The 25,110-nt window shown below is 44.9% G+C and carries 24 protein-coding genes and 4 tRNA genes; 22 read left to right on the plus strand and 6 right to left on the minus strand.

What is annotated here, in order from left to right; genetic code table 11:
• Positions 1 to 40 precede the first annotated feature (40 nt).
• Positions 41 to 355, minus strand: coding sequence for a hypothetical protein (locus ACK3SF_RS04840; RefSeq protein WP_414837570.1), 315 nt, complete (start codon positions 353 to 355; stop codon positions 41 to 43).
• Positions 356 to 562: 207 nt separating this feature from the next.
• Between ACK3SF_RS04840 and tuf the strand changes: the two genes are divergently transcribed.
• The 20 genes from tuf to ACK3SF_RS04940 all read left to right on the plus strand — a co-directional run bounded on the left by tuf (position 563) and on the right by ACK3SF_RS04940 (position 20,461).
• Entirely contained in the window at positions 563 to 1,849 is a 1,287-nt protein-coding gene (tuf, locus tag ACK3SF_RS04845; protein ID WP_414837571.1) for a translation elongation factor EF-1 subunit alpha, read from the plus strand.
• 178 nt (positions 1,850 to 2,027) lie between these two features.
• Positions 2,028 to 2,336, plus strand: a complete 309-nt coding sequence (gene rpsJ / locus ACK3SF_RS04850; RefSeq protein WP_414837572.1) for a 30S ribosomal protein S10 — start codon at positions 2,028 to 2,030, stop codon at positions 2,334 to 2,336.
• A 27-nt stretch (positions 2,337 to 2,363) separates the two neighbouring features.
• On the plus strand, positions 2,364 to 2,720 hold the full coding sequence (locus tag ACK3SF_RS04855; protein ID WP_414837573.1) for a hypothetical protein: 357 nt from the start codon (positions 2,364 to 2,366) through the stop codon (positions 2,718 to 2,720).
• Positions 2,721 to 2,813: 93 nt separating this feature from the next.
• Positions 2,814 to 2,900 (plus strand) — tRNA-Ser (locus ACK3SF_RS04860).
• A gap of 155 nt (positions 2,901 to 3,055) precedes the next feature.
• Entirely contained in the window at positions 3,056 to 3,475 is a 420-nt protein-coding gene (locus tag ACK3SF_RS04865; RefSeq protein WP_414837574.1) for a cyclic nucleotide-binding/CBS domain-containing protein, read from the plus strand.
• Between the two features lie 7 nt (positions 3,476 to 3,482).
• Entirely contained in the window at positions 3,483 to 4,640 is a 1,158-nt protein-coding gene (locus ACK3SF_RS04870) for a cation:proton antiporter (protein ID WP_414837575.1), read from the plus strand.
• A gap of 50 nt (positions 4,641 to 4,690) precedes the next feature.
• Positions 4,691 to 5,623: a hypothetical protein gene (locus tag ACK3SF_RS04875; protein ID WP_414837576.1), complete on the plus strand. Its 933-nt coding sequence runs from the start codon at positions 4,691 to 4,693 to the stop codon at positions 5,621 to 5,623.
• A gap of 3 nt (positions 5,624 to 5,626) precedes the next feature.
• On the plus strand, positions 5,627 to 5,974 hold the full coding sequence (locus tag ACK3SF_RS04880; RefSeq protein ID WP_414837577.1) for a metal-dependent transcriptional regulator: 348 nt from the start codon (positions 5,627 to 5,629) through the stop codon (positions 5,972 to 5,974).
• Positions 5,975 to 6,108: 134 nt separating this feature from the next.
• Positions 6,109 to 6,181, plus strand: a tRNA-Gln gene (locus tag ACK3SF_RS04885).
• 64 nt (positions 6,182 to 6,245) lie between these two features.
• Positions 6,246 to 6,641, plus strand: coding sequence for a plastocyanin/azurin family copper-binding protein (locus ACK3SF_RS04890; RefSeq protein ID WP_414837578.1), 396 nt, complete (start codon positions 6,246 to 6,248; stop codon positions 6,639 to 6,641).
• Between the two features lie 90 nt (positions 6,642 to 6,731).
• A complete protein-coding gene (locus tag ACK3SF_RS04895; protein WP_414837579.1) occupies positions 6,732 to 7,637 on the plus strand; it encodes a sodium:calcium antiporter in 906 nt (301 codons plus the stop codon).
• A 43-nt stretch (positions 7,638 to 7,680) separates the two neighbouring features.
• Complete coding sequence (locus ACK3SF_RS04900) at positions 7,681 to 8,220, plus strand: HD domain-containing protein (protein WP_414837580.1); 540 nt, start codon at positions 7,681 to 7,683, stop codon at positions 8,218 to 8,220.
• Positions 8,221 to 8,268: 48 nt separating this feature from the next.
• A tRNA-Gln gene (locus tag ACK3SF_RS04905) sits at positions 8,269 to 8,341 on the plus strand.
• A gap of 43 nt (positions 8,342 to 8,384) precedes the next feature.
• A complete protein-coding gene (locus ACK3SF_RS04910; protein WP_414837581.1) occupies positions 8,385 to 8,663 on the plus strand; it encodes a peptidylprolyl isomerase in 279 nt (92 codons plus the stop codon).
• Between the two features lie 80 nt (positions 8,664 to 8,743).
• Positions 8,744 to 9,226, plus strand: a complete 483-nt coding sequence (locus ACK3SF_RS04915) for a 30S ribosomal protein S13 (RefSeq protein ID WP_414837582.1) — start codon at positions 8,744 to 8,746, stop codon at positions 9,224 to 9,226.
• 15 nt (positions 9,227 to 9,241) lie between these two features.
• Positions 9,242 to 9,787 (plus strand): 30S ribosomal protein S4, encoded by a 546-nt coding sequence (locus tag ACK3SF_RS04920; protein WP_414837583.1) that lies wholly within the window; start codon positions 9,242 to 9,244, stop codon positions 9,785 to 9,787.
• A 3-nt stretch (positions 9,788 to 9,790) separates the two neighbouring features.
• A complete protein-coding gene (locus ACK3SF_RS04925; protein WP_414837584.1) occupies positions 9,791 to 10,174 on the plus strand; it encodes a 30S ribosomal protein S11 in 384 nt (127 codons plus the stop codon).
• Positions 10,175 to 10,186: 12 nt separating this feature from the next.
• Positions 10,187 to 10,759 carry a hypothetical protein gene (locus ACK3SF_RS04930; protein WP_414837585.1) on the plus strand — a complete coding sequence of 191 codons (573 nt, stop codon included), beginning with the start codon at positions 10,187 to 10,189 and terminating at the stop codon, positions 10,757 to 10,759.
• 248 nt (positions 10,760 to 11,007) lie between these two features.
• Complete coding sequence (locus ACK3SF_RS04935; protein WP_414837586.1) at positions 11,008 to 20,235, plus strand: DUF2341 domain-containing protein; 9,228 nt, start codon at positions 11,008 to 11,010, stop codon at positions 20,233 to 20,235.
• A 143-nt stretch (positions 20,236 to 20,378) separates the two neighbouring features.
• A tRNA-Leu gene (locus ACK3SF_RS04940) sits at positions 20,379 to 20,461 on the plus strand.
• Between the two features lie 172 nt (positions 20,462 to 20,633).
• Here the strand turns inward: ACK3SF_RS04940 and ACK3SF_RS04945 are convergent.
• Positions 20,634 to 20,981: a hypothetical protein gene (locus ACK3SF_RS04945; protein ID WP_414837587.1), complete on the minus strand. Its 348-nt coding sequence runs from the start codon at positions 20,979 to 20,981 to the stop codon at positions 20,634 to 20,636.
• A gap of 67 nt (positions 20,982 to 21,048) precedes the next feature.
• On the minus strand, positions 21,049 to 21,561 hold the full coding sequence (locus ACK3SF_RS04950) for a deoxyuridine 5'-triphosphate nucleotidohydrolase (protein ID WP_414837588.1): 513 nt from the start codon (positions 21,559 to 21,561) through the stop codon (positions 21,049 to 21,051).
• Positions 21,562 to 21,645: 84 nt separating this feature from the next.
• On the opposite strand from ACK3SF_RS04950, the gene ACK3SF_RS04955 reads away from it, so the two are divergent.
• Positions 21,646 to 22,194 carry a phosphatase PAP2 family protein gene (locus ACK3SF_RS04955; RefSeq protein ID WP_414837589.1) on the plus strand — a complete coding sequence of 183 codons (549 nt, stop codon included), beginning with the start codon at positions 21,646 to 21,648 and terminating at the stop codon, positions 22,192 to 22,194.
• A gap of 47 nt (positions 22,195 to 22,241) precedes the next feature.
• Positions 22,242 to 23,552, plus strand: coding sequence for an aspartate--tRNA(Asn) ligase (gene aspS, locus ACK3SF_RS04960; protein ID WP_414837590.1), 1,311 nt, complete (start codon positions 22,242 to 22,244; stop codon positions 23,550 to 23,552).
• Positions 23,553 to 23,603: 51 nt separating this feature from the next.
• Here aspS and ACK3SF_RS04965 read toward each other — a convergent pair whose 3' ends face one another.
• The 3 genes from ACK3SF_RS04965 to ACK3SF_RS04975 all read right to left on the minus strand — a co-directional run bounded on the left by ACK3SF_RS04965 (position 23,604) and on the right by ACK3SF_RS04975 (position 25,079).
• Complete coding sequence (locus ACK3SF_RS04965; RefSeq protein WP_414837591.1) at positions 23,604 to 24,026, minus strand: hypothetical protein; 423 nt, start codon at positions 24,024 to 24,026, stop codon at positions 23,604 to 23,606.
• Complete coding sequence (locus ACK3SF_RS04970) at positions 24,023 to 24,445, minus strand: hypothetical protein (protein WP_414837592.1); 423 nt, start codon at positions 24,443 to 24,445, stop codon at positions 24,023 to 24,025. Before ACK3SF_RS04970 ends, ACK3SF_RS04965 begins: the two co-directional genes overlap by 4 nt.
• A 79-nt stretch (positions 24,446 to 24,524) precedes the next feature.
• On the minus strand, positions 24,525 to 25,079 hold the full coding sequence (locus tag ACK3SF_RS04975; protein ID WP_414837593.1) for an RBBP9/YdeN family alpha/beta hydrolase: 555 nt from the start codon (positions 25,077 to 25,079) through the stop codon (positions 24,525 to 24,527).
• Between the last annotated feature and the right edge of the window lie 31 nt (positions 25,080 to 25,110).

Consider the following 25,110-nt stretch of genomic DNA (forward strand, 5'->3'; position numbering starts at 1 on the left):
TTCATTCCAAGAGACCGGAATCATAAGTGAGTATGGATTTCTAGAAGTACTTCGATCGGAAGTCTTCAGTAAGGTATTCCGGGAGCTGTTCGATCCTCTGCTCCGTCTCCCTGAGTATATCTTGCTCCGAGGCCTCTGGCGTGTAGTCAGTGTTTTCCAGTACGTTAGTGGCCATCCTGTAGAGGCCTTCTGCCCTGTTGACGTATTTCTGTGCGTTCTCTTCGCCAAGGCTTCTTCCAGTGCTGTACCACTGTTCTAACACTTCGAGTTGTTCGTTTACTTCATCGAGGCCTTCAGTAAATTCTCCGAAAAGTTCGAGGGCCTGCTGTACTTCGTTTTCCGATGGTTCTTCCATGGGAGAACGGTTTTCTACTTGAAAATTTTTATACGGTGTCCAGCAGAGGCCTCTCAGCGTTTCCGGTCGAAAGGTTTCTGCAGGTTTTTACGCAAGGTTTTAAGGCCTTGTACAGGGTTGTGGGGTATAGGGTGTGGGAGGCCACACACCCTTTTAAAGTTTGACGGTCTATTCGGGAATTATACGCATTAACAGGTGATACAAAAAATGGCTGATAAACCACACATTAATCTAGTATTCATTGGACACGTTGACCACGGTAAGTCTACCACTATTGGACGACTTCTGTGGGATACAGAAAACCTACCGGAAGAAGAGATGCGCAAGCTTGAGGATGCTGCTGAGGAAGCAGGTAAGGATACCTTCGGTTTCGCGTTTGCTATGGACTCGCTTGAGGAAGAGCGTGAGAGAGGAGTTACTATTGACCTTGCTCACAAGGAATTCGACTCTGAAAACTACTTCTTCACGATTATCGATGCTCCAGGGCACCGTGACTTCATTAAGAACATGATCACAGGAGCTTCTCAGGCTGACGCCGCAGTTCTTGTCGTCGCTGCAGACGACGGAATTCAACCTCAGACCAAGGAGCATGCTTACCTTGCCAAGACTCTTGGAATCGACCAGATGGTCGTCGCCGTCAACAAGATGGATCTCGCTGACTACGAAGAAGATGGTTACGAGGACATCAAGGGCGAAGTTTCCGAGATGCTTGGAGGCGTAGGTTACAATACAGACGATATCGACTTTGTACCTATCTCTTCCTTCCACGGAGAAGGCGTCGCAGAGCTTTCAGACGAGATGGGATGGTACGAAGGACCAAGCCTACTCGATGCACTTGACGATCTTGAAGAACCTGAAAAACCTATCGATCTTCCGCTCAGAGTTCCTATTCAGGACGTCTACAAGATCTCCGGAATCGGAGCAGTTACAGTCGGAAGAGTCGAGACAGGAGACATCGCACAGGGCGACAACATCAAGTTCGAACCTGCATCCACACGACTTAACAAGAACATCGGTGGAGAAGTCAAGACGATCGAGATGCACCACGAAGAAGTTGAAGAAGCAACACCTGGAGACAACATCGGATGGAATACAAGAGGAGTCGGACAGGACGACGTCAAGAAAGGAGACGTCGCAGGACCTTCCGACAACCCACCTACAGTTGTCGAAAGCTTCGAGGCACAGATCATCGTCCTCAACCACCCTAACGTCATCTCCGAGGGATACACACCAGTATTCCACGTCAACACAGCACAGGTTTCATGCACCTTCAGCGACCTGAAGAAGACCATGAATCCAAAGACAGGAGAGACAATCGAAGAAGACCCAGACTACATCAAACAGGGTCAGGCAGCAATCGTGGAAATCATTCCACAGCAGCCACTAGTCATCGAATCCAACGATGACAACCCACAGATGTCCCGTTTCGCAGTCAGAGACATGGGACAGACAGTTGGAGCCGGACAGGCCCTATCTGTCACAGAGAAAGAATAGAATAACTCTTTCTCTACCTTCGAGAGGCCTTCAAAGGCCTCTCACACATATTTTTATCTCAAATTTCTCCAGAAAAGTTTTTGCAGATTACAGAAACCTTTCCACTGAAGTTTTTCCGGATATCTGTGAATAGACCCCTGAATACCATTTAAAAGAATTAACTGTAGAATAGTTTTCTATGCAAGAAGCAAGAGTAAAGCTCCGAAGTACGGAACAGGAAAAAGTCGATGATCTGGCGGATGAGATTCTGGAGATCGGAGACGAGTACGATGCTGAAGTTTCAGGCCCTGTACCTCTTCCTACTGACAGGATGCACATCCCTACAAGGAAGGCTCCTGACGGTGAAGGAAGCTCAACTATTGAGAGGTACGACATGCATGTACACAAGAGGCTTGTAACTATCAAGGAAAGCGAGAGAGCTCTCCGACAGGTCATGCGTGTGCACGTTCCGGAAGGCGTAGAGATAGAAATCGAGCTCAAGGAATAAATTTCTTCACTCCTTAATTTCTGGAACATGCAGGACGAAGTGATCAGCGGCTACGATAAAGCCGAACACTACAGTTCTTCTATCCAACTTGACAGAGGCCTTGAAGCCGATATAACAGTTTTTACTGTTTACAGGGATGCTGAAGGCGATCTTGATGAAGAGTTCCAGATGATTGAATATATTTTCAGCCGGGATGTCTCCAGAGGCCTTGAAAAGTTCCGTGAGCGAGCGGAAGAGTTTTCTGATTACCGTTTCTTCCCGATAATAGGGGATCACAGAGCACCTTCAGAGGCCACTGTGATGATTAACGACGATGATAGAGTGGAGGTTGCGGAGTTTGCCGAGGAACTGATCGAAGAGGTTCACTCGGAGATAGGTCTTTAGAACCTCTCCTAATTTAAAACTTCCAAGAAACTATTCAATTATAGAGGCCTCTCAACTTTGAGGCCTTGACTTAAGCAAATACATAGAGTATTTGCCGGGATGACAGAGTGGCTAATTGTGCCGGTCTTGAGAACCGGTGACCCATATGCGGTCTCCTGGGTTCAAATCCCAGTCCCGGCGTTTCACGCCTTTTCTGGGATTTTTCAAATCGACGAAAATCTTAGATTTTCTGGAGACACAGAAGCTTGTCAGAGCTTCGAGTCCCAGTCCCGGCGTTTCACACCTTTTCAGACTGGAAAATGTTCTTAAACAAGTATTACGTATTGTAACCCATAATGTCGAAGACCGCTCGAGATCTCATGGATGAACCTGATTTTATAGAGCATGATGCATCCGTCAAGGATGTGGAAAAAGAGTTCGACAGCTCGGAGAACACCCTAATAGTAAAGCATAACGGAGAAGCTGTCGGAGAAATACATGAGAACTCACTTCTGAAGGCCCTGATTCCAGAGGAAAAAATCGATGAGGAATCACTGATAGGTATTCTAGGCCTCTCATTCGATCAGAGTTATGCTCCAGAAACAGCAGAGGATCTGATGAATGAGCACGAAGTAACTGTTCCGCCAGAGGAAACTCTCGGTGAACTGGCTTTTCTTATGGATCGTGAAGACGTAAGATCTCTGCCAGTAAAAGAGGACGGCGAGATAATCGGAGTCGTACATGAAGACGCTGTAGTAAGAGAGGGCGAGGTGTAAAAACTCTATGGCAGCAGGCCTGGCAGCTCAGACAATGTACGAACTGGGTATCCTTCTATTCCTTTCGTTTATAGTCGGAGAGATATTTGAAAGAGTTGGAATAGAATCCATAATCGGATACATTGTTACAGGCCTGATAATGGGGCCTTCAGTACTTGGCATGATAGAGGCTGAGGCTGTTAAAGGATTTGCAACAATCGGTGCTTCTCTAGTACTTTTCCAGGCAGGCTTGAGGGAGGAGAACGCTGTTAAAATTTTCAGGCACAGGCAGGGCCTGCAGCTAGGTATCGGAGTTCTTCTTGGAGCTTTTGCCTTCATCTTCGGAATGTTGATGCTTTTTGGAGAGACTTTCCTTCCTTACAGCGACTTGACGGCTTTCGTATATCTTGCACTGGGATATGCAATCGTTGACATCGGTGTACCGTCTAAGATCATGCTTTCGAAGGGTATGATGCGTGAGCCGACAGGCAAGTATGCGATCAAGTCCTCAGTGATCAATGTAACAGTAGGATTGCTTGCTGTTACAGGCCTTGTAATTCTTAACTCATCAGCTGAAACGATGCTTCTGAAGATTGCAGGAATCTTCGGATTCGCAGCAGGATTCTACGTGCTTCACGAGTTCATCCACAGACTTGATGACTATATAATGATGTTTGAAGAGGCCGAGGCACAGTTCGCGATAACTTTCTCCCTGCTGCTAGGCCTCAGTTATGCTACAGAGATAATAGGCCTCTCTACAGTTCTTGGAGCGTTCTTCGCAGGTATAATCGTTTCAAGAAGTGATTTCTCTGATTCACGTGCCTTCCAGGAGAAGATTCAGGCCATCGGATTAGGCCTTTTCATCCCTATTTTCTTTGCATGGTTCGGACTGGGCCTTCATCTTGACAGCATCATCGCTAACTTCGGTGCAGCAGCCTTCCTTTTCGGGCTTTCAACGGTTTCAAAGATATCGATCGGATACGTTATGTCTCGGCTTCACGGCATGGATAAGCCTATGACTGTGGCGGCCTCTCTACTGAGTCTTGATATCGAGACGCTTGTAGTACTGTTGATCGGTATCGATATGGGTATCTTTGGGAATGAAATCCTTCAGATATTCGCTCCTTCGGTCCTGCTTTCCACAGCAACTATCGTTATTCTCTATGCTGTGCTTGAAAGGATGTAGAGGCCTCTAGACGGGAAAGTTAAATAAAAAAGGAGTGATTAATAGAGTGTATGAGCCTATTCAAGGACCTGAACAGACTTATCAGCAATACTAAGGAGCTTCTGGAGACTATCAAACAGGACGAGGGGAAAGAAGGGAAGGAGATAACTCATTCTGAGAAGCTGGAGCAAATGATCGATGACGGCCAGCTTACACGTGAAAATGTTCAGGAGCTTGTAAACGAGCAGAAACAGGAAGTTCAGGGAATGGGCAAGATCGTCAGCGAGCTTACAGAAGCCACGGAGATGACAGAGGAGCAGATCCAGATGCTGGCCCAGATAATCCAGCAGATCGGAAGTCAGGAGAACAACACGGACAACAAAATGAATAATATAGACGAGATTTTGCAGGAGATGTCTCAGAACGGCGTCAGCTCTGATCTAGTGAATATGCTGCTGGGCGAGCTTGATGAAGTAGCTGATCAGATCAAACAGGAGGCAGATGAAGAGGAAGAAGCCGGAAAAGACGCTGAAGAGATCGGACGTGAAGAGGAGATAGAGGCCAAAGAGGAAAATCAGGCTGCAGGAGAGATGTCCGAGCTTGAATCTGAGACCGAGCATGCTGATGAAGAGGCTCAGGCAGCCGGGAACAAACAGTGGGATGAAAACGAAAAAGAGATGGAGAGTACTGAAAGTCAGGAAGCAGATCAGCTCAAGGAAGATATCTCCCGATCCAAAAAAGAAGAAGACCAGCTTGAAGAACTGGCAGAAGAAGGAGAAGCAGAGGCAGAACACACATCTGAAGAAGCACAGCATCTTGAAGAAGAGGCAGAAGAAGCACGATCAATGATAGAAGGAAGCCCTGCCGACTCTCAGGAAGTGGAAAATGAGCTGGATAGCGTGGAGAACGAGGCCGAACAGGCAGCGGCAGAGGCCTCTGATGCAGCTCAGGAGTTCAGCGCGGCAGAAAACGAAGCCGAACAGGCGGAGAAGGCGGAACCATAGGCCATGAGTTCCAAAGAGGATTATCTCAGGGAAATTTTTGTATTGACAGAGGGCGGCGACTCAAAGACCTCTACATCCGAGCTGGCGCGTGAAATGGATGTAACTAATGCCAGCGTTTCGGAGGCTGTTCAGAAACTTGAACAGGAGAAGCTTGTCTGTAGAGCAGCCTACAAAGGATTCACTTTAAGTCCTATGGGCAAAGAAGAGGCCTCAAAGCTTTCAGAGAAGCATAGAAGACTGGAAAAAATTTTCTCACAGCTTGAAGTTGAAGATCCGGAACAGGAGGCGGACAGTGTCGAGCACTCGATCTCGCTTGAAGCAGTGGAGAAACTTGAAGACGAAGTCCTGTAAACTTTTGATTACTTAAAACTGACCTTACATGTTTTCTCCATAGGGATAGCCCCCTGGTGTACAGTCATCTCATAGAGGAGAAGACTGAAATTGAAAATCCTGAGGATTTTCAGCTTACACGCAGGGAAACAGATAGCCCCCTGGTGTAGTGGCCAATCATGAGAGGCCCTGGCCCTCTCGACGCAGGTTCGAATCCTGCGGGGGCTAAATACTTTTTCTGTACAGTTTGTCGCGGATAGTTTCAAAAGACAGGCCTTCCAATCTAGGTTCTATGAAGAAAAGTTATTTTCTGATGATAGTTCTCGGTGCAGTACTGGTGACATCCGGATGTGCCTCGACAACTGACTCTCCTGTAGAAAATCCTGCTAACAGTTCTGAGGCCTCCTCTGAAGTTAACAGGACTATACAGGTCAACGGAGGCAACTTCTACTTTGAGTCTGATGATATCGAGGTAGAGGCTGGACAAACTGTAAGATTCGTTTTCGTGAACGATGGAGGTACACATGATATGCGGATTCCTTCAATGAACGCAGGAACAGAGATTATCTCCGGTGGAGAAAGCGAAAGCTTTACAGTAACCTTCGATGAGGAAGGAGAAATAGAGTTCATCTGTTCTGTAGGAAACCACGCCGAACAGGGCATGACCGGGACAATCACAGTAACCTGAAAAATTTCAGGACATTCTCTTTTTTCCTTTTTTGAATTTTTTACTTAGCACCTGATAATTTCTAAAGGCCTGTAAAACAAAAAAACAAATGTGATTCAGCAACTTCTTCTGCTTGCGATCGGCTTCATAGGCCTCTGGTACTCTGCAGAAAGAACTGTGGAGAACTCTGAGGGCCTGGTGCAGAAGCTGGGGATGTCCGGATTTACTTTTGGAGCTATTTTTGTCTCAGTTTCTACAGGACTTCCAGAGATTTTTACTGCACTCGTCTCGACCATGCAGAAAGTTCCTGAGCTTTCAGCGGGCGATATAATCGGCTCCACACTTGTAAACATGACGTTGATACTTGGAGCAACTGCCTTGACAGCACGGGAAATGGAGTTAACTGAAGACGATATACATCTGATTAAGGCCTCATGCGCCACAATTTTCATCGCTGCGGGAATACTTTACGCAGCCGGCGCACTCACTGCATACACCAGTCTGGCTCTTACAGGCCTCTACATCGCTTTCCTTTCACTCTTCGGAGACTCATACTTCAAGATGGACAGCCATGAAGACGGAGAACTGAGGTACAGTGTTTTGAGGACAGGCCTCGGTCTTGTGGGATTACTGGTGTTCGCCCGTGTAACAGTATTCTCAGCCGTGAACATCGGGGAAATACTTGGCATACCAGTGGAGATTCTTGGAACAACTGTTGTAGCTGTCGGAACAGGCCTGCCGGAACTGGCCTTCGAGATAACATCAGTGAAAAACGGAGACTACGATCTGGCACTGGGAGATATCTTTGGATCCACAGTTGTCAATATCACTCTTGTGACAGGCCTCCTCGGAGCGATGAACACTCTTGTGTTAACTCATGCAATCCCTGTACTGGCCATGATACTCGCTGTATCCGCAGGTATATTTCTTCTGAGCAGGAAGAAAAACTTCTCATGGATAGACGGAGCTGTGCTTTTAGGCCTGTTTATACTTTACATGCTGTTCCAGTTACTGTAGAGTTCGAAATAAAAACGTGGAGTAAGGACTTTTCCACAGGCCTATGAAGGATCTGGAAGAATTTTTCAACGATATCAACGAATTAAAGCATACCGAAAGAGAGGGATGGAAAGATGTAGTTGACAGGCCTCGCGACACGATCGCATCCCACAGCTTCGGCGCCGCATTACTAGGCTGGGCGTTGTCGGAGAAAGAAGGCCTTGAATCGGATAAAATCGTCAAGATGCTTCTGATGCATGACTTGATAATGGCATACGTTGAAGATTTTACTCCGGAAGATGAAGAGTTTGATTCGAAGAAAGAGATGGAAAGAGAGGCCTCGGAGAGACTTTTCAACGATATTCCTGATGAGATCGAGGACGAGTTCAGAGATCTTTTCCACGAGTTGCAGGAACAGGAAACTGAGGAAGCAAGATTTGCGAAGGAGTGCGACAAACTGGATACGCTTTTCCAGGCCTCAAAGTACTCTGAAGAAACAGGCGAGGATCATCTCAGAGAGTTTCTGGATTTCTACAGGGAGAATTTTGAAAGCGATACAGGAAAGAAAGTTTTCAGCAGTCTCGAACAGAAAAGTTTCGAATAGGCCTGAGTATTTCTTAAGAGTTGAAGCGATAAAGACTGTATAACGGATAGCCCCGTAGCATAGTGGTCAAGTGCACCAGCCTTTGGAGCTGGCGACCCCGGTTCGAATCCGGGCGGGGCTAACCTGAAAAAGTGGTTTAAGATTGAGGCCTCTACTTCTTTTCTATGGGAGACGAAATACGTGCATCACACATTCTAGTCGATAACGAAGAACACGCTAAACAGATCAAGCTTGACTTGGACAGGACTGACAAAAGCTTTGCTGAACTGGCCAAGGAGAAAAGTGAAGGCCCTTCCGGAGACAACGGTGGAGATCTCGGTACTTTCGGCAGAGGGAAGATGGTGCCTGAGTTCGAGAAAGTTGCCTTTGATCTCGACGTTGATGAAGTCAGCGATCCTGTTGAGACAGAGTTCGGATGGCATATAATCAAGCGGACAGAATAGAGAAATTTTTCGGGTGAATGGCCGAGAGGCCTTTCACACCTTTATAAAATTTAACGAGGATTTAGGTGTTACGAGTTATCATGTCAGAGACACGTGAAGTTGTAAGGATTGCAAGAACCGGTATCGATGGAAATAAACCTGTCGAGAAGGCCTTGACTGGTCTTAAAGGTATTGGTGAGATGTATGCCAATGCTGTGGCTGAGTCAATGGATTTAAAGAATACTATAATCGGAGGCCTCTCTGATGAGGAGATCGACGAGATTGAAGAGGCCATCAAGAATCCTGATGATCTTGAGCTTCCTAGCTGGATCAGAAACAGGAGAAAGGACAGGGATACCGGAGAGAATCTTCACTTGATTGAATCTGATCTTGAGCTGAAGAAGGAGTTCGATATCAGACGTCTCAAAGATATCGATTCATACAAGGGTTGGAGACACGATATCGGTCTACCGGTTCGTGGACAGAAGACACAGTCTTCATTCAGAAGTGGAAGCAAGATCGGTGTTTCACGTGCAAGACTTCAGGAAGAAGCCTCTTCAGGCGGAGACGGCGAAGAGGAATAGAGGTGACACAATAAAATGGTAAAGAAGCTTAAGAAACAGTACGAAACTCCCTCAGAAGCATGGGATGAAGAAAGGATTGAAAAAGAGAAGGAATTAATCGAAGAATTCGGACTTTCGAACAAGAGGGAAGTTTACAAGGCAGAAAGTGAATTGAGAGGCCTCAGAAGACAGGCCAGGAAGGCTGTTGCTTCCGACAAGGAAGATCAGAAGAAGCCTCTACTTGATAAGGCTCACAGGCTTGGATTGATCAAGTCTGACGGCGAGATTGTTGACATCCTTTCACTTGAGACACGGGATATTCTGAACAGGAGACTTCAGTCTGCTGTTGAGAGAAAAGGATTTGCAGATACTCCAAAGCAGGCCCGTCAGCGTGTTGTACACGGGCATATCTACTTGAACGGTGAAAGAGTTACTGTTCCTGGCTACCTGTTGACTCAGGAAGAGGAGAAGAATCTTGAGCTTCAGATGCCGGAGCAGGAAGATGAAGAAGAGGCCTCTGAGGAAGCAGAGGAAACTGAAAATTCAGAAGAAGTTGAAGAAGAATCAGAGGAGGAAGAATAATTTATGACTAAGAAAGGTATTGTTCACATCTACTCAAGTTTCAACAACACGATCGTACACATCACTGATGCTACCGGTGCAGAGACTTTCTCCCGGATTACATCAGGTATGACAACTGACAAGGGCCGTCTTCAGGGAAGTGCTTTCCCTGCCATGAAGGCTGCTAAACAGGCAGTTGAAGAGGCCAAGGAGAAAGGTATCGAGAAGCTTGATATTCAGGTAAGAGGGCCTGGTGGTCAGAAGCAGAAGATGCCTGGTCGAGGAGCTCAGCCAGCTATCCGTGCTATCTCCAGAAGCGATCTGGAAGTTGGAAACATTGAGGATGTTACTCCTGTCCCTCACGATGGATGCCGTCCAAAAGGCGGTAAAAGAGGAAGGAGAGTATAAGAGGGTTTCAGCATGAACGTTGAAACAGTAGAGGAAAACGACGATGTTCTGAAGTTGAGAGTTGAAGGCGTAGATGAAGCAGTAGCTAATGCTCTACGCAGATCGATGATTACAAAGGTTCCAACTCTTGCAGTCAAACACCTTGAAGTTTCAAGGAATGATTCAGGCCTCTTCGACGAAGTAATCGCCAATAGGGTAGGACAGATTCCTTTCACAATACCAGAAAATGTTGAAGAAGACGACGAAGTTCACGTAGCTATTTCTCAGGAAGGTCCTGGGAAAGCTGTCGCAGGAGACATTCAGGCCGACAACGATGAAGCCGAGCCTGTTAATCCTGGCGCTGAGATAGTTAGCCTGAAGGAAGATCAGGCACTGGAGTTTGAAGGAGTAGCTGTACTTGGCCGGGGAGATGAACACGCCAAGCATCAAGGAGGAACAGTTGGATACGAGAAAGTTGAAGATGGTGAATACATCTTCCGAATCGAGTCCACTTCCGGCTACAGCAACACCGAACTCTTCAACGAGGCAATCAATCAAGTTCAGAACGAGCTTGAAGAGTTTGAAGACTTCGTCTCAGATCTTTAATTCTTATTTAACTCTTCCTTAATTCTCCTATAATTCTTATCTGCTTATAGGCCTTTTTCTACTACAGTACAGCATTTTGCACAGGCCTTGGTCGAAAAGACACATCCAGAAAGGGTATCGGATAGGTTTTATATACAGGCCTTTCGAACAATTGTATAACAGGCTGGAAGCGTCAAATCTTACGGTGATTTTATCACTTGCATTTAGTGATTTTTGGCTTCCAGGATATCAATCGGTAATGGGTAAACATGTCGAGTAAGATAAGAAACAAGTCAAGAGAATTAGTTTTTCTGGCAGTTATTCTTCTAGTCGTACCTCTCTCGTTTGCAACTGTCACACTTACCTCAGACACTATAATTGAACAGACAGGTAACGATGCTGAGATTGTTGTTCAGGAGGATTTCAATGTTTCACAGCTTTCAGTTTACGATAACGCCACCGAGTTCGGTCAGACAAATTTTTCTCTACCTCACACTGGTTCGAACTTGATCCAGGCCAATATGACAAAGTTCAACGGCAGCGTCAATGAAGGGGAGATTTTGACAGATTTCAAGGCTAATGCTTCAAGTGGAGAAACACTTACTATAGATCTAGCTAACTTGACCAGAAGAATGTACTACAGAGTATACGTTGACGGGCTCGGATATGCTAACAGGTCCTCAGGCGATCAAGGAGATTATTCATACAGTTTGGATTATAACAGCAACGAGTTCAAGGATATATACATTAAGGCCGAAGCTCAGGACACTATCAGTCATTCTGCATCATTTACTGATGGATTGACATATTCTCCTAATACTTCAATGAACGTACTTGGTTCTGGACAGTACAAGATCTCGAATGACGCTGTTTCAGGAGCAAACGTTTCTATTTACAGAGATGGATCATTCATTGAGTCAGTTACAACAGATCAGAACGGAGAGTACAGTCCTAACCTTGTCAGTCCTAAGATTGCAGGTACACACAGCTACGATCTTAACATGTCTCAGCACCATCTTTTCGATAATGTGGATAGAGAGGTAACAGTTGACTCGCTATTTATCGAAAATCCTAACGTAACTTCTCTCAACAGAGACAGCAGATACATTGATATCGATGAAGAAGCAGCTCTTAACATCTCTGCTAAAGTATATAGGAACAAGGAAAATCCTATAGATTCTGTAACATACACTATCCACGACGATCCTAGCAGCCCTCCAATAACTTCGACTTTTGAGAGCTGGGCTAGCTTGAAGAACACAAGTGCAAAGACAGAGACGCAGACATGGTACAATACTACTCCTGCTCTATCCGACAAAGAAGGATTCGGAGATCTAGGAAACTACACTATCCGTTTCCGTGCAAGCTCAACTTTGAACGGAGAGACAATCAATATCGAAGATAATCCGGAGTTCAATATTACAATTCAAGACGTGGACATGAACTTGGAGCTTGATGAGTCAAGCTACAGTACAAACAACGATGATTATGTCAACATATCAGGTAGAGTAATCAGACAGCCTGATGGCGAAGTTCTGAACAACACAGATGTCGATCTGCGTATATATGATAACGAAACAGGAGATAACTTCCAGGTAGCAACCGTAACAACAAATGAGACAGGACATTACTCATATGACTATAACTTTGTGGATGAAAACGGCGTAAGAAAAGTTGAAGCTACAGCAGAAGATTCTAAAGGAATTGGAGGTAACGAAAGCAAGATATTTACCGTAACTGAACTTTCTATAGACAGTATAGAGTACTCTGACTCCTACGAACGCCACGAATACAATATAAGTGCTTTAGTAAGCGATTCACGCGGAATATCTAACCACGAATGTAGCCTTACAGTTTCTGATAGCTCAGGGAACTCAGTAGACTACAATATGAGCCTGGATAATAATACAGGAAACAGCAACACTGCATACTGTAGGCAGCCTTACATTAACTACGAGAACAGTTCCAACTGGAGTGCAACAGAGGATCTCACAGCCGAGATTAGAGTTGAAAACGGATCTACTTATGCAACATCAACCTCATCCAGAGCACTTCCAAATACAGATCCTCAGACAGGAAGCTTTACCGTAGATGAAATCGAGAAGAAATATGCAGCTGATGTGCAGGCAGTAGCAGAAGATCCTAACGAGGGATCAGATGAGATAGAGGCCTGTACAGTATATTATTACAATGAGGCTGGAGAAGAGTACTCTGTAGAAGGCAATCTTGATACGTCCTACGGTGCTACTGATGAGGCCTCATGTAGTTACACTGTTGACTCTAGTCTTGAAGGCCTGAGTTCTGGTGAGAACGTGGATATCGCTGTATCCTTCATGGATAAGCATGGGGGAACAGGCATGACTTCGAACAAGACTGCTACATTACAGGCCACACTCACATTCGAGGGAGATGTAAGAACTCTAAACGGATCTGCTCCTAGCACCACAATAGAGTTCTACGATCCTGGTACAAGTAATGTTGTAACATCCCTCCAGGATGATAATGGCGACGTCACAGGTACTGTTGCCAAAGGAACGTACGATATGAATGTTATCACAAAGTATGGAGAGGTAGAGTTCAATAGAGCTGAAATAACAAATGATACTAGCTTCCTGCTCGAGGTTGAGCCAAAGATTACAGAGCAGTACGATGATGGTATTCCAGAGCAGTGGGCAAGAGAAGAGTCTCACATCGCTGTAAGTGATATTGATGTAGCATATGATAATGCCACAGTCCGTATGGATTACAGTGGCCTAGACGAGGGATACATCGCACCTTGGACATGTAAGGAATGGAACGAGGATCCTAATTACAGGGCCTGTCAGGAAGAAACATTCCCATACGATCAGCTTGAGTACAGTCCTGCAGATAACTATGATCTGGACACAGGGAACAACATGGTTGAGATAGGTACAAGCAACTCTGAAGGAGCATACGTACTTGCCTCAAACAGAGGATGGAGAACAGACTGGTTCTGGAGAAAGGAAATAACCATCGAGGGAGGACAGAAGGATCTTGAGAATTACCAGGTCAAGATCAGTGTAAACACCAAGGAATACATACTGAACGAGAATCTTGACAGCTCCTGCAACAACCTGAGGTTCTACAACACAGATCAGACAAAGCAGGTGGATTACTGGATGGAACCTGGCACATGCAACACACAGAATACAGTATTCTGGGTTGAGATGCCTTACATCCCAGCCAATTCAGACAGAACAATCTTCATGTATTACGAGCGAGATAAAGATCTTGCATCAGCAAGCTCCGGAGAAGAGACATTCCTGGCCTTCGATGAGTTCGATACAAACAGCAGTTCAAACTATGAGACAGCAGGACTTACACGTATAGAAGATGATAGACTAAGAGTAAGATCTCAGGACGGAGAAGAGGCCTCTGTAAGATACACAGACAAGAACTTTGAATCACCTTACAGAACTCATTCAAGAGTTAGAGCTGATGGAAGCAGCGATAGAGCAACTGTCTCAACATACCTAGACTCTGCAGATGCTGTATCATACAACATAAATGAAGGCCTGTTCAAGGAATCCTTCACTGATGCTTCCAGCTCCCACACTATAGATACAAGCGACTGGATTGATGTAACTCAGACAGTTACATCCGGAGAACAGACAGTGAATGTTGAACCTGCTGGAGAAAGCCTAAGCATCTCAGGCAATCTTTCATCAGGAAGCTACAGTCCATTCGGCGCAAGCATCAATGATAGTTCAGATACATTGAGCACTCTTGATGTTGAAAGATGGTTCACTACAAAGTATGCTAGCTCAGAGCCTACGGTAAGAAGTATCAATACTGAGAAACTATGGGAACTATCCCTGAACGGATCAAGCAGGGATGTAAACGTTCCTCTTGACTCTGTTGTAAATATTGAGCTAAACTCAAGCGATTACAAGTCACCAGTAATCATCTACAAGAATGATTCAGTCATCGCTGAGTCTGATGGTGGTGTAGAGGGAATATTCTACAGAGAAAGTAATCTAAACGAGAGAGCATCCTATCCTATCAGAGCTGAGATCGATGAGTTCAACGAAACAATTATCTACGATATTACAGTTGGACAGGACGACCTATCACCTAATGTATCCCTTCAGAACCAGGAACGAATAGGCACCAACAAGATGAACTTCAGCTATGAGGTTAAAGATAACTATCAGGGTTCCGTAGAGTGTTCACTGGCCATTGATGGAGATGTTAAGGCCCAGTCCCGTGTAGATCTGGATCTAGATAAGACATGGTACAGTAGTTCATTCTATACTGAAGATGCTCCTCATGGTGCAAACAGTTACAATATCAGCTGTACAGATAACTCAAACAATACAGCAAGCTACATCGGGCAGTACGATCAGGATTTCAAGGCCCCTGAAATAGAGTTCACCAATCTTGAAGATGGACAGGATATATGGCAGTACAAGCCTCAGGTCAAGCTGAATATTGTGGATACTCACAGCGAGGAAATTGACTACAATGTATACTACGCATATGACGAAGACATGAACACAGCTAACACAACTAGTAACAACACTGTGGAGACAGTAAGGTTGCCAACTACCACTCGCTGGGGACTGGTAGACTTTGTAGTAGAGGCTGAAGACGACAAGAATCAGTCCAGAACAAAGTCAATTACTGTAGATCTCAACGAGCCTTACGTTGATCTAATCAGTCCTGCAGAAGGGAACGATGAAAAGCGAGTACAGCACAATCCTAGCGAGCCAGGTAACAGAGAAGTACTACCAGAAACCAGAGTTCAGAGACAGGATCCAAATGTTGTATTTGAGTTCAATTACACGGATCAGATACAGGACTCCACACAGTGTAGACTAATGGTTGACGGAACAGAGAAGGCAAATGGAACATACGCAACAAATACACCAGGAACATTCGATGTAACACTTGATCAGGGAATAAATCAGGAAGCTCACGTTGAATGTGAGAACGAAGTAGGCAACTACATCTCAAGCACCACAAGACATCTAGATATTGATTCAAATGATCCTTCAGTTGAAGCCGTAATATTTGAACAGGGCAACAACACCGCATACACAGAGACAAAGGAGCATGAAGTCGATATAAGAATCTCCGATAATCTCATGGCTCCTGCGACATCACAGTCATTCTCAGGGAGAAGCAGATATGGTTCCTGTAATAAGGGCACAAGTACAGAACAGTATCCATTCCTTGAGATAAACGGCACTGACAACGCAATTAGTATGAGCCATAACTTTGACGGAGCAACAAAGAACGAGACTGTCCAGTTAGAAAGAGAAAGTTATGTATACGGTATAGCATCACTCCCTACACTTTTCAGCGGATGTAGCTACAACACCGCTACAGAACCTCTTGACTATGTTACAGAGAACTTCGGAAATCTCGGTGCTGGAGAGTACAACTTTGAGATGTGGGTACAGGATGAAACGGGTAACAGCATCAGCACAAAACAGTATACTTACACAGTAGCTAAAGGAGATCCTGGAATATCTCTGTCCTCAGATAATGATAGAGCAAGCAACAATGAGATTATCAGAGACTCAAGCCCTGAGATCAGATGTTCAGCCTCTACAGATCAAGTAAGCACCACACTACTGAGAAACGGTCTTGAAGTAGACTCAGCGACAAACGGCGAGGATGTCCTTCAAGACAACACCAACCTACCTGAAGGAACTTACACGTACAAATGTGAAACAGCAGGTAACGAAAACTTCAGCCAAAGTTCATCAACGAGAACCATAGATGTAGTGAAATACCTGCCTGATGAAGTAAAGATCTCGATGAACGGAGAGTTCGTCAACAAGACTGTAGAGTACGGTACACCTGTTGAACTAGATATAACATCCCGTTCAGGCAACGACAACAGCGAGCTAGTTGTAGATGGACAGACAGTTACAGCACCTCATACTGTAAACTATGAGACAGGAAACTACACAGTATTCGGAAACGCATCAGGTTCATACCGTTTCAACGCATCCAATACAACAAGAGAACTAGAGGTAATAAGAACAAGCAACAACGTAAACCTTACCTCCAACGAGACAATCAATACTGTAGAGAAGGAAAGCCTCTCACAGTTCAGTTATGGAAATTATGACGTCAGAATAATGAATATCGTAGAGGGACAAACACCTCAGATAACCTGTGAGTCAGATACAGCAAGCTCTACTACAAATATCACACGCTATGGAACAGTAGTATACGAAGGAACAGGTACAGACTCTAACATACTAGATGCCGCAGACGTAGGTGCAGGATTCTACAGGTACTCCTGTAAGACCAGTACAACAAAGAATTACAACAGTGCATCAGACGGAATATATGTAGATATACAGGAAGCACCAGAACCAGACTACGTAACAGGTACAGATGGATCAGATGGATTCGACTTTACAAGTGGCGAAACAGAGAAGAATATTGAGATAGGTACAACAGTGGATGTAACATGTGATACAGAACAGGATGTACCAACCACGCTATACTATGAAGGAGACGTAGTCAGTTCACCGGATACAAGGACATTCGACCAGACAGGAAACTACAACTACACATGTGCCACAGAAAGCACTGATAACTTCAGGGCATCACAGAGAACCATAATCTACGATGTGATGAACAGAACCAGTACAGATCTGTACCTAAACGGAGGCCAAACCGACATAACCGTAGATCAAAATGAAGAAGTAGAAATAATTGGAGAGGTCAATGTAAGTGGTACTGAAGTTGAACTAAGGGATGGAAGAACTAGAGACACAAGATTCTGGGTAGGAACAGATGGTAGAGCAGAGAAGAATCATACATTTAGCATCCCTGGAGAACATAAGATAACCGCACTACATCCAGAAGAGGATGATTACTTCAGATCATCTGATTCGGCAACGGTCACCGTAAACGATGTCACGGCACCAGAGATAAGTCTAGACTCTCCTGCAGATGAATCAATCACAAGAGACAACGACATCAACATCATCTACAATGCTAGAGATTACTCACAGTTCACCTGCAGCCTAGAGATAAACGATACTGTAGTAGATGAAAGAACAAACAGTGGCGGAGACAGATACAGATGGGAACGTGCAGTTATCGATATAAATAGGCCTAGTGGCGTATACGATTACCAGGTTAACTGTAAAGACGAGCATGGAAATACAAGAAGCTCCGATACTCGAGAGTTCAGACTCGATACAGAAGATCCAAACATCCAGATCAATGAAGATGCACTGGTTGAAACAGGAGATCCTTCACCAAGCATCAACGTAACAACTTCAGATGTATCAAGCAGAGAAGTAAACGTAGAATTCTACGCAAATGCTACCGTAGACGATGAAAACCTGAATTACTGGGAAGAACCTCATCTTGAAGGCGGACAGAAGATAGCTGACTCCACAGGCCCAGCAGATACAACAAGACAAATAGAAACAGATCAGCTTGAACCAGGCCTGTACAAGATAAGTGCAAGAGTAGTAGATGAAGTAGGAAATGATTACTACATAGCAAATGATACAGATCTCAGGGTATTCGACAACATTACAATAATGGAGCCTGGAAATAACGAGGGAGAAGAGTATGTGAACACGACAGATCCAGAGCTATCATTCAAGTATTATTCAGACGATGCCCCACTAACATGTGAAGTTGCAATAGATGGAACAACATACGATAGCTTCACAGAGGGAGAAGACACCTGGATTAATAACACAGCTACAGAACTAGGCGTAGACACCGGTCTATCACAGGGATCCCACACTTGGGCAGTAACTTGTGGTACAAGCAACAGTGATACATTCACATTCGACAAGAACTTCTACGTGGATGTACAGGAACCTGAAATCGAATGGACACACGTCAGCCAACCTAGTGGTAGCTCATACACAGGAGACAGCATAACATACTCAACTGAAGTATCCGATAACTTTGAGATCGATACTGTAACAGTAGAAGCCGCATCAGATTACCAGAAAGTACAGATGTACTGTGGAAACGACAACGTATGTACTGCTGATCTAAACCTTGAGCCAGGTCAGCACCACTACAACTACACTGTATGCGATAAGGCTGGAAACTGCTTCAGCACAGATACAACAGAGTACACAATCGTTGACGAATCAGAGAGTATGAACCTGTACCTGAACGGCCAGCAGGACAACATCACGATTACAGAAGATCCTGTAGTAAACATGACAGGAGAGTTCGTCCAGCCTAAGGAAGGAACAGTATACTTCTACGTAAACGACAGCCTAGAAGCAAGATGTGACCGAGGTACAGGATGTACAGCTGAAGAAAACTTCCTGACACCTAACGGAACATATGAGATAACAGCAGAGTTCTACAGCTTCACAGACTCAACGACAAACATCGAAACATACTACGTAAACGCACAGGTACCAGAATCAGAATTCGAAGGATACAAGCTAAGAAATCTTGCTCCCGGTAAAGAAGCCAGTCTAGATAATAACCCTGTACAGAGCATCCTAGGCCTAGGCCTGCAGAACAACAAGAATGTATTACTGGGTAATGATGTAGGTCAGGATCTGGCTGCACAGCTAAATATTGACTTCTCATCCAACATTGATGCAGCCGACATGATATTCGATACAGATAGATCTGCTGGAAAATCCTTCATCCACCTAGAAAGAGATTACAGCCGCGTGGTCAGGAAGGATCTACTTGTACCTCGAATAGAGGACACAGGTAAAGTAAGAGTCTGTCCAGGAGCACAGAGCCTAGCAGCAGTCACTCCAACCTGTAACAATGGATACAACATTTCAACAGGAGAAACAGTAGGATCAGTAACGATGAGTGAAGTGACAATTAACGGACAGGACTACTACGAAGTCAGAGGGATTACAGGAACAGGAGGAGAAGAGATAGGAACAACAAGCACAGATGACTCCCTCAACGAACCTGCAGAGGCAGAAGTAACAAACTCAGAGACACTCGATGAATGGGGACCATACACACCTACGGAATCAAGCATTGACCTAGACGGAGGTAACGTGACAAGCGGCAACCTAAGCAGCAAACAGTCAACAGATAACTGGGCAGGACTATACGGTAACGCAACCGGAGACCTAGTCCTAGGAGGAGAAAGCACACTGTACAGATGGGATGCCGAACCTAGTGTTGTGCTTGCAGCAAATGCAACTGTAACATGGAGCAACCTGACAGAGGCAACAGCTACAGAAATCGATGAATACTACGACATCGGAGACGGATCAGACAACACCGAAGCAACCATGGACACTGCAACAACAATAACAATCGGCAACACGACATTTGACCCAGTAAGATCCGTGAAGACATTCAACGGATCCGGCGTACCTACATGGACAACAGGAGCATTATCAGATGGAGAAGTACCAGTCTTCGCTGGAAAGGCCAGAACGAATCAGACAACAGCATTCAATGGAGAGATAGCAAACTACCAGATGATGATCCCAACAGGCGGAGACCGAATACTGGGATACTCCATGTACATGGACATCAAGTAAAAGACACCAACATTTCTCAATCTTTTTCTTCATTTATACAATGAGTGTTCATCCAGAAAGAACAGAGACTGAATTTAAACTATAAAACTTCACAGCGAATTCAAGAATACTGGAGGCCTTGAAAAGTAAGGCCTCTATACCTAGCCGGGGTAGCCAAGTGGCCAAAGGCGACGGACTTAAGATCCGTTCCCGCAGGGGTTCCGGAGTTCAAATCTCCGCCCCGGCATATACTATATAAATTTGAGCGGGATTTGATGGCAGAAGCTCCAGTAATATGCGAGCTTTGAGTTCAAATCTCCGCCCCGGCAAACTTCTACTCTAACTGAATCTGAAGAGAAAAATATTTACGATAGAAATATCGATAGCCAGTGCCTGACAAAAAATCTAGAAGAACTATATTAGTTTCCTAACTGGGAGAGCTCCTTCTGAAGATTCTGAAGCTCGTTATGTATTTCATCTACAGAACTGTCCGTTTCAATCTCTATATCAGAGGACTGAGGAATAGATGCAGATTCCTGTCCTTCAATCTCTGGCATCTCCATATCTATATTCTCCAGATTCTCATTCAGTTCCTGAACATTACTGTACATCATATCAAGGGCCTGTTCTTTGATTTCTCTGACTTCCTTAAGCACCTTTGAGGCCTCATTGATGTTGTTGATTACTCTTTCGATAGATGAAAGATTATTGAGTATCTCTTCGTGGCCATCCACCCTTACGTACATCTGGTCTTCTTCAGGTGCCATACAGAGAAATTGTTTTGAGGCCTATTAAAAATAACGAGTGAGAACGACGTTAGTTGGACAAACTGATCTACTTTTCCTGATAACGCCCCTCGTAGGCCTGATCTGTCTCCTCAATTTTCTCGAATACGATGTGATTAACTCTAGCGTTCTCCTTTATCTCCACGCCTTCGCTGTTCTCAACTATCAGAAGGAATTCGCTTGTACCACGGAAGCCCGCATCCCATACACCGTTCTCGATTGTACACCCCATTCTAAGCAGGGAGCTACGCGGATATGCAAATCCGATGATATCTTCCGGCAAGTCGACTATCTCATTTGTCTTTATCTTGTAGGCGCCTGGCTCCAGATTCCACCAGCCGTAATCATCTTCTTCATCTTTCTTAGAGGCCTCTACTTTCTCTGTCTCCGGAATCTCTCTTTCGCTGTTGGAGAAATCCAGCTTCCCTGACTCCTTGAACCTGTGGATCTCCTTAGCTGTCAGATCAAAACCGTTAGGTGTCAACTGCTTATCAAGATCGATAAAATTTTCCACAAGGCCTTCCTCTACGGCCTCTTCCAGCTGCTCATTATTCAGTTTCATATAACGGTAAAATAGTGATACAGAGATAAAAAATTGAATGGAAAGATCTGTAGATTAAAAACAGATGAAGTAGAAAAATATAGCGTGAAACTTGAGGAAGCTGTTTCCGATGTATTCAATCCTCTTCTTGTAGTTCCCTCAGCTGCATTGATCTTTCTCAATTCTCAACTAGGACTTTTCGAGGCCTTCTACTGGACTTCTCTGGGAGTCATGACAAGTCTGACACCTACACTGATTGCAGTATACTTTACAGAAAATAGAGGCCTCAGAATAGATTCAAGAGATAAACGTCCAAAGGCCTACATGGTTGGACTGGTTTCAATGGCGGGAACACTGGCTATCTTCCAGTTGATATCTGCCCCGTCTGTAATAGTTTCAGCTGGTATAGGCGGAATCCTGAGTATAGTGGCTTTCGCTGCAGCCAACTACTTCAGCAAGGTAAGCATACATACCGGAGCTATGACTTTATCAGCTGCTGTACTGTATCAAGTAACGCCCCTAATATCATTTACTGGATTTGTATTGGCAGTGCTGACAGGGTGGAGCCGGGTAAAGCTGGAGAGACATACATTGATGCAGGTGATCTACGGTGCTGTTCTAGGCCTGACATGCGGACTTCTGCTGGTGCTGTGAGATGAGAAATAAAAACTTGTATACCGGAGTTTCTACTGTGAATCATAATGATTGATAGAAAATACACTGCAGAGGTTACTTCTGATGATGACGGTGAGACTGTCTCAGTTGCGGGATGGGCTCATGAGATCCGTGATCTCGGAGGACTTACATTTGTTATCGTCAGAGATAGAGAAGGACAGGTTCAGGTCACTTTCAAAGAAGACGACAACGAGGAGCTTTTCGAAAAAGCCCAGGAGATTGGAAAAGAAGACATAATTCATGTTACTGGAGAAGTCGAAGAGACTGATCAGGCGCCTGGAGACAGAGAGATAAAGCCGACAAGTCTTGAAGTTATATCCAACGCAAGCTCTCCTCTCCCAATGGATATATCGAAGAACATCGACTCTGATCTATCCACACGACTGGATAACAGATTCATGGATCTTCGACAGCCGAAGACACATGCAATCTTCTCACTTAGAAGCAAAGCAATGCAAGCAATGGAGGAATGGTTCGAGGAAGATGGCTACATCAACATCGATACACCTCTGATCTCCAAAGGAGGAGCGGAGGGAGGAGCAGAACTCTTCCCTGTAATCTACTACGAGGAAGAGGCCTTCCTTTCACAGAGCCCACAGCTTTACAAGCAGATGCTTATGGCTGCCGGCTTCGACAAAGTCTATGAGACCGGTACCGCCTTCCGTGCAGAAGAGTTCGCAACCTCTCGACACGTCTCAGAGATCTCCATGTTCGACGTAGAGCTCGCCTTCATCGAAGACCACCATGACGTCATGGATGTGCAGGAGGAAAGCCTAAGATACACCCTGAAACAGGTCAGGAAAAAGGCTTCTAGAGAGCTGGATCTTCTCGACGTCGAGTTAGATGTTCCTGAGGAAGATTTCCCAAGAATCACCTTCGATAGAGCTAGAGAAATCCTTAAGGAAGAATACGGCCACGTTCCAGAAGATCTTGGCGACCTGGACACGAAAGGAGAAAAACTTCTCGGAGAGCACTTCGAGGAGAAAGGCCATCCAGCGATTTTTGTAGTCGGCTACCCTGGAGAAAAGTTCTACTACATGCAGGAAGTCGAAGGCGACGAAGTAGCAAGCCGAAAATTCGACCTGATCTACAAAGGCCAAGAACTTTCCTCAGGAGGACAGAGACAGCACGACCTCGATACGCTTGAAGAATGGATGGAGCGACAGGACGTGGACAAGTCCAACTTCAGCTTCTATCTGGAGGCCTTCAAGTTCGGGATGCCTCCACACGGAGGATACGGCCTGGGAATTGACAGGATGATCCAGAAGATAGCCGAACTTGACAACATCAAGGAAGCAATCCTGTTCCCAAGAGATCCTGACAGACTTACACCGTAAAAAATCTTTCAGAGGCCTTTCAGAGGCCCCTACATATCTTCTTATTATTTCTCAGTTTCCGGATGTGAAAGTTTTTCTGTAGTAATGAGTTGCCAGAGATACTGCGAATATGGCATACGGGACTACGGCAGCCGCTATAGCTGAATAGATTAAAGCTAGCAGTATAGCTAATCCTCCTGCCCTTGAAGGAAGATAAAGCAGTGCCATACCTCCTATGATTATTACAGGAAGAGCTACGATAGACAGTACAGCGGCGAGGCCTGTCCTCCTGAAATCTCTGTAATATGCCAGCGTTGAGAACAGAGGCACCAGCAATATAGCTGATACCGGAAGGATGAAAAACTCCAGACTTGCATCCCCAGTCGCCAGATATACATAAACGGCTATACAGAAAAGTGCCAGAAAAAGTTCAAGGCCTAGAACACGTTTCTGACCAAGTTTGGAAATTATTTCTCTCATTGATGCAATTTTCATCTCCTCTCAGTGATATAATAATGTAGCAAAACTGCTACCGGCGCCAGATATCCTATTACAACGGAAACCAGAACCATTGCTAAAAAGAGGAATAGATAGAGAAATGCAGCTTCAGTTCCTCCAGGCGATAAAATAATTAATAACAAGCTAAATACAGGAGCTATAAAAGCAGAAACTAATGACAAGACGGCCGTCCTGCGAAATCCTTTGTAGTAAGCATAAGTGTCGATAGGAATAAGAGCCAAAGCCATGGATGCAAATATGAAAAGAGGCCCTAAACTGCGTTCACCTGTATAGAAAAACAGATAAAACATCACTAGAAGAGCAAGTATAGATGCAACTTCTATATAGAGAAATTTCTTCTGCCTGGAACTTAGCTCCTGCTTAATACTTGAGGCCTGTCCCATAATTTCAAACATCAGAACGTTTACACCTCCATCGATAAAAAAACAGGCCATAAGCGCGATAGCTGGCAAAATTTTCAAACCTGTGCTTTTTCTAGATAAATCTCTGCAGTTCTCTCCACAGTTCCGGGAAATCTGTGTAGCCAGATTCTGTGTTGAAGTGGCCTGCTCCTGCAATGAGTTCAAGATTGGCGCTTAAGTCTGAGGCGAGTTGTGCTCCTTTCTCCAGCGGGACGTAGGGATCTGATTCGGAGTGGAATACGAAGAACTCTTTGGAAGAGGCCTTTATTTTCTCGAAGTCAAACTCTTTCTCTGCGAAAGTTTCGTTTAATTCGTCGAACTCTATCCCTAGTTTTCCTGTGAATCCTGAGATCAGGAAAGAGGCCTCTACAGTTGTATCGATTTCTTCTAGCACGCTGAGTATGAAGACTGCTCCGGTGCTGTGGCCGATAAGGACTGTTTCTTCGTCTATCTCTTTGTCCTGTTCGTCGAGTACTTTTTTCCAGTTCTCGAGTGTTTGGCCTTCAGGTGTCGGGAACTCGGGCCTAATTACTTCTATGCCCTCTTGCTCCAGTTTCTTCTTTATTTCAGGGAACCAGTGGTCGTATTTTCCGGCTCCGGTGCCGTGGAATATGAAGGCCTTTTTCATTCCTGATGCCTCTTACAGGGGAAAAATTGGT

Source organism: Candidatus Nanosalina sp. VS9-1 (genome assembly GCF_047555085.1).
Taxonomy (GTDB): Archaea; Nanohalarchaeota; Nanosalinia; order Nanosalinales; family Nanosalinaceae; genus Nanosalina.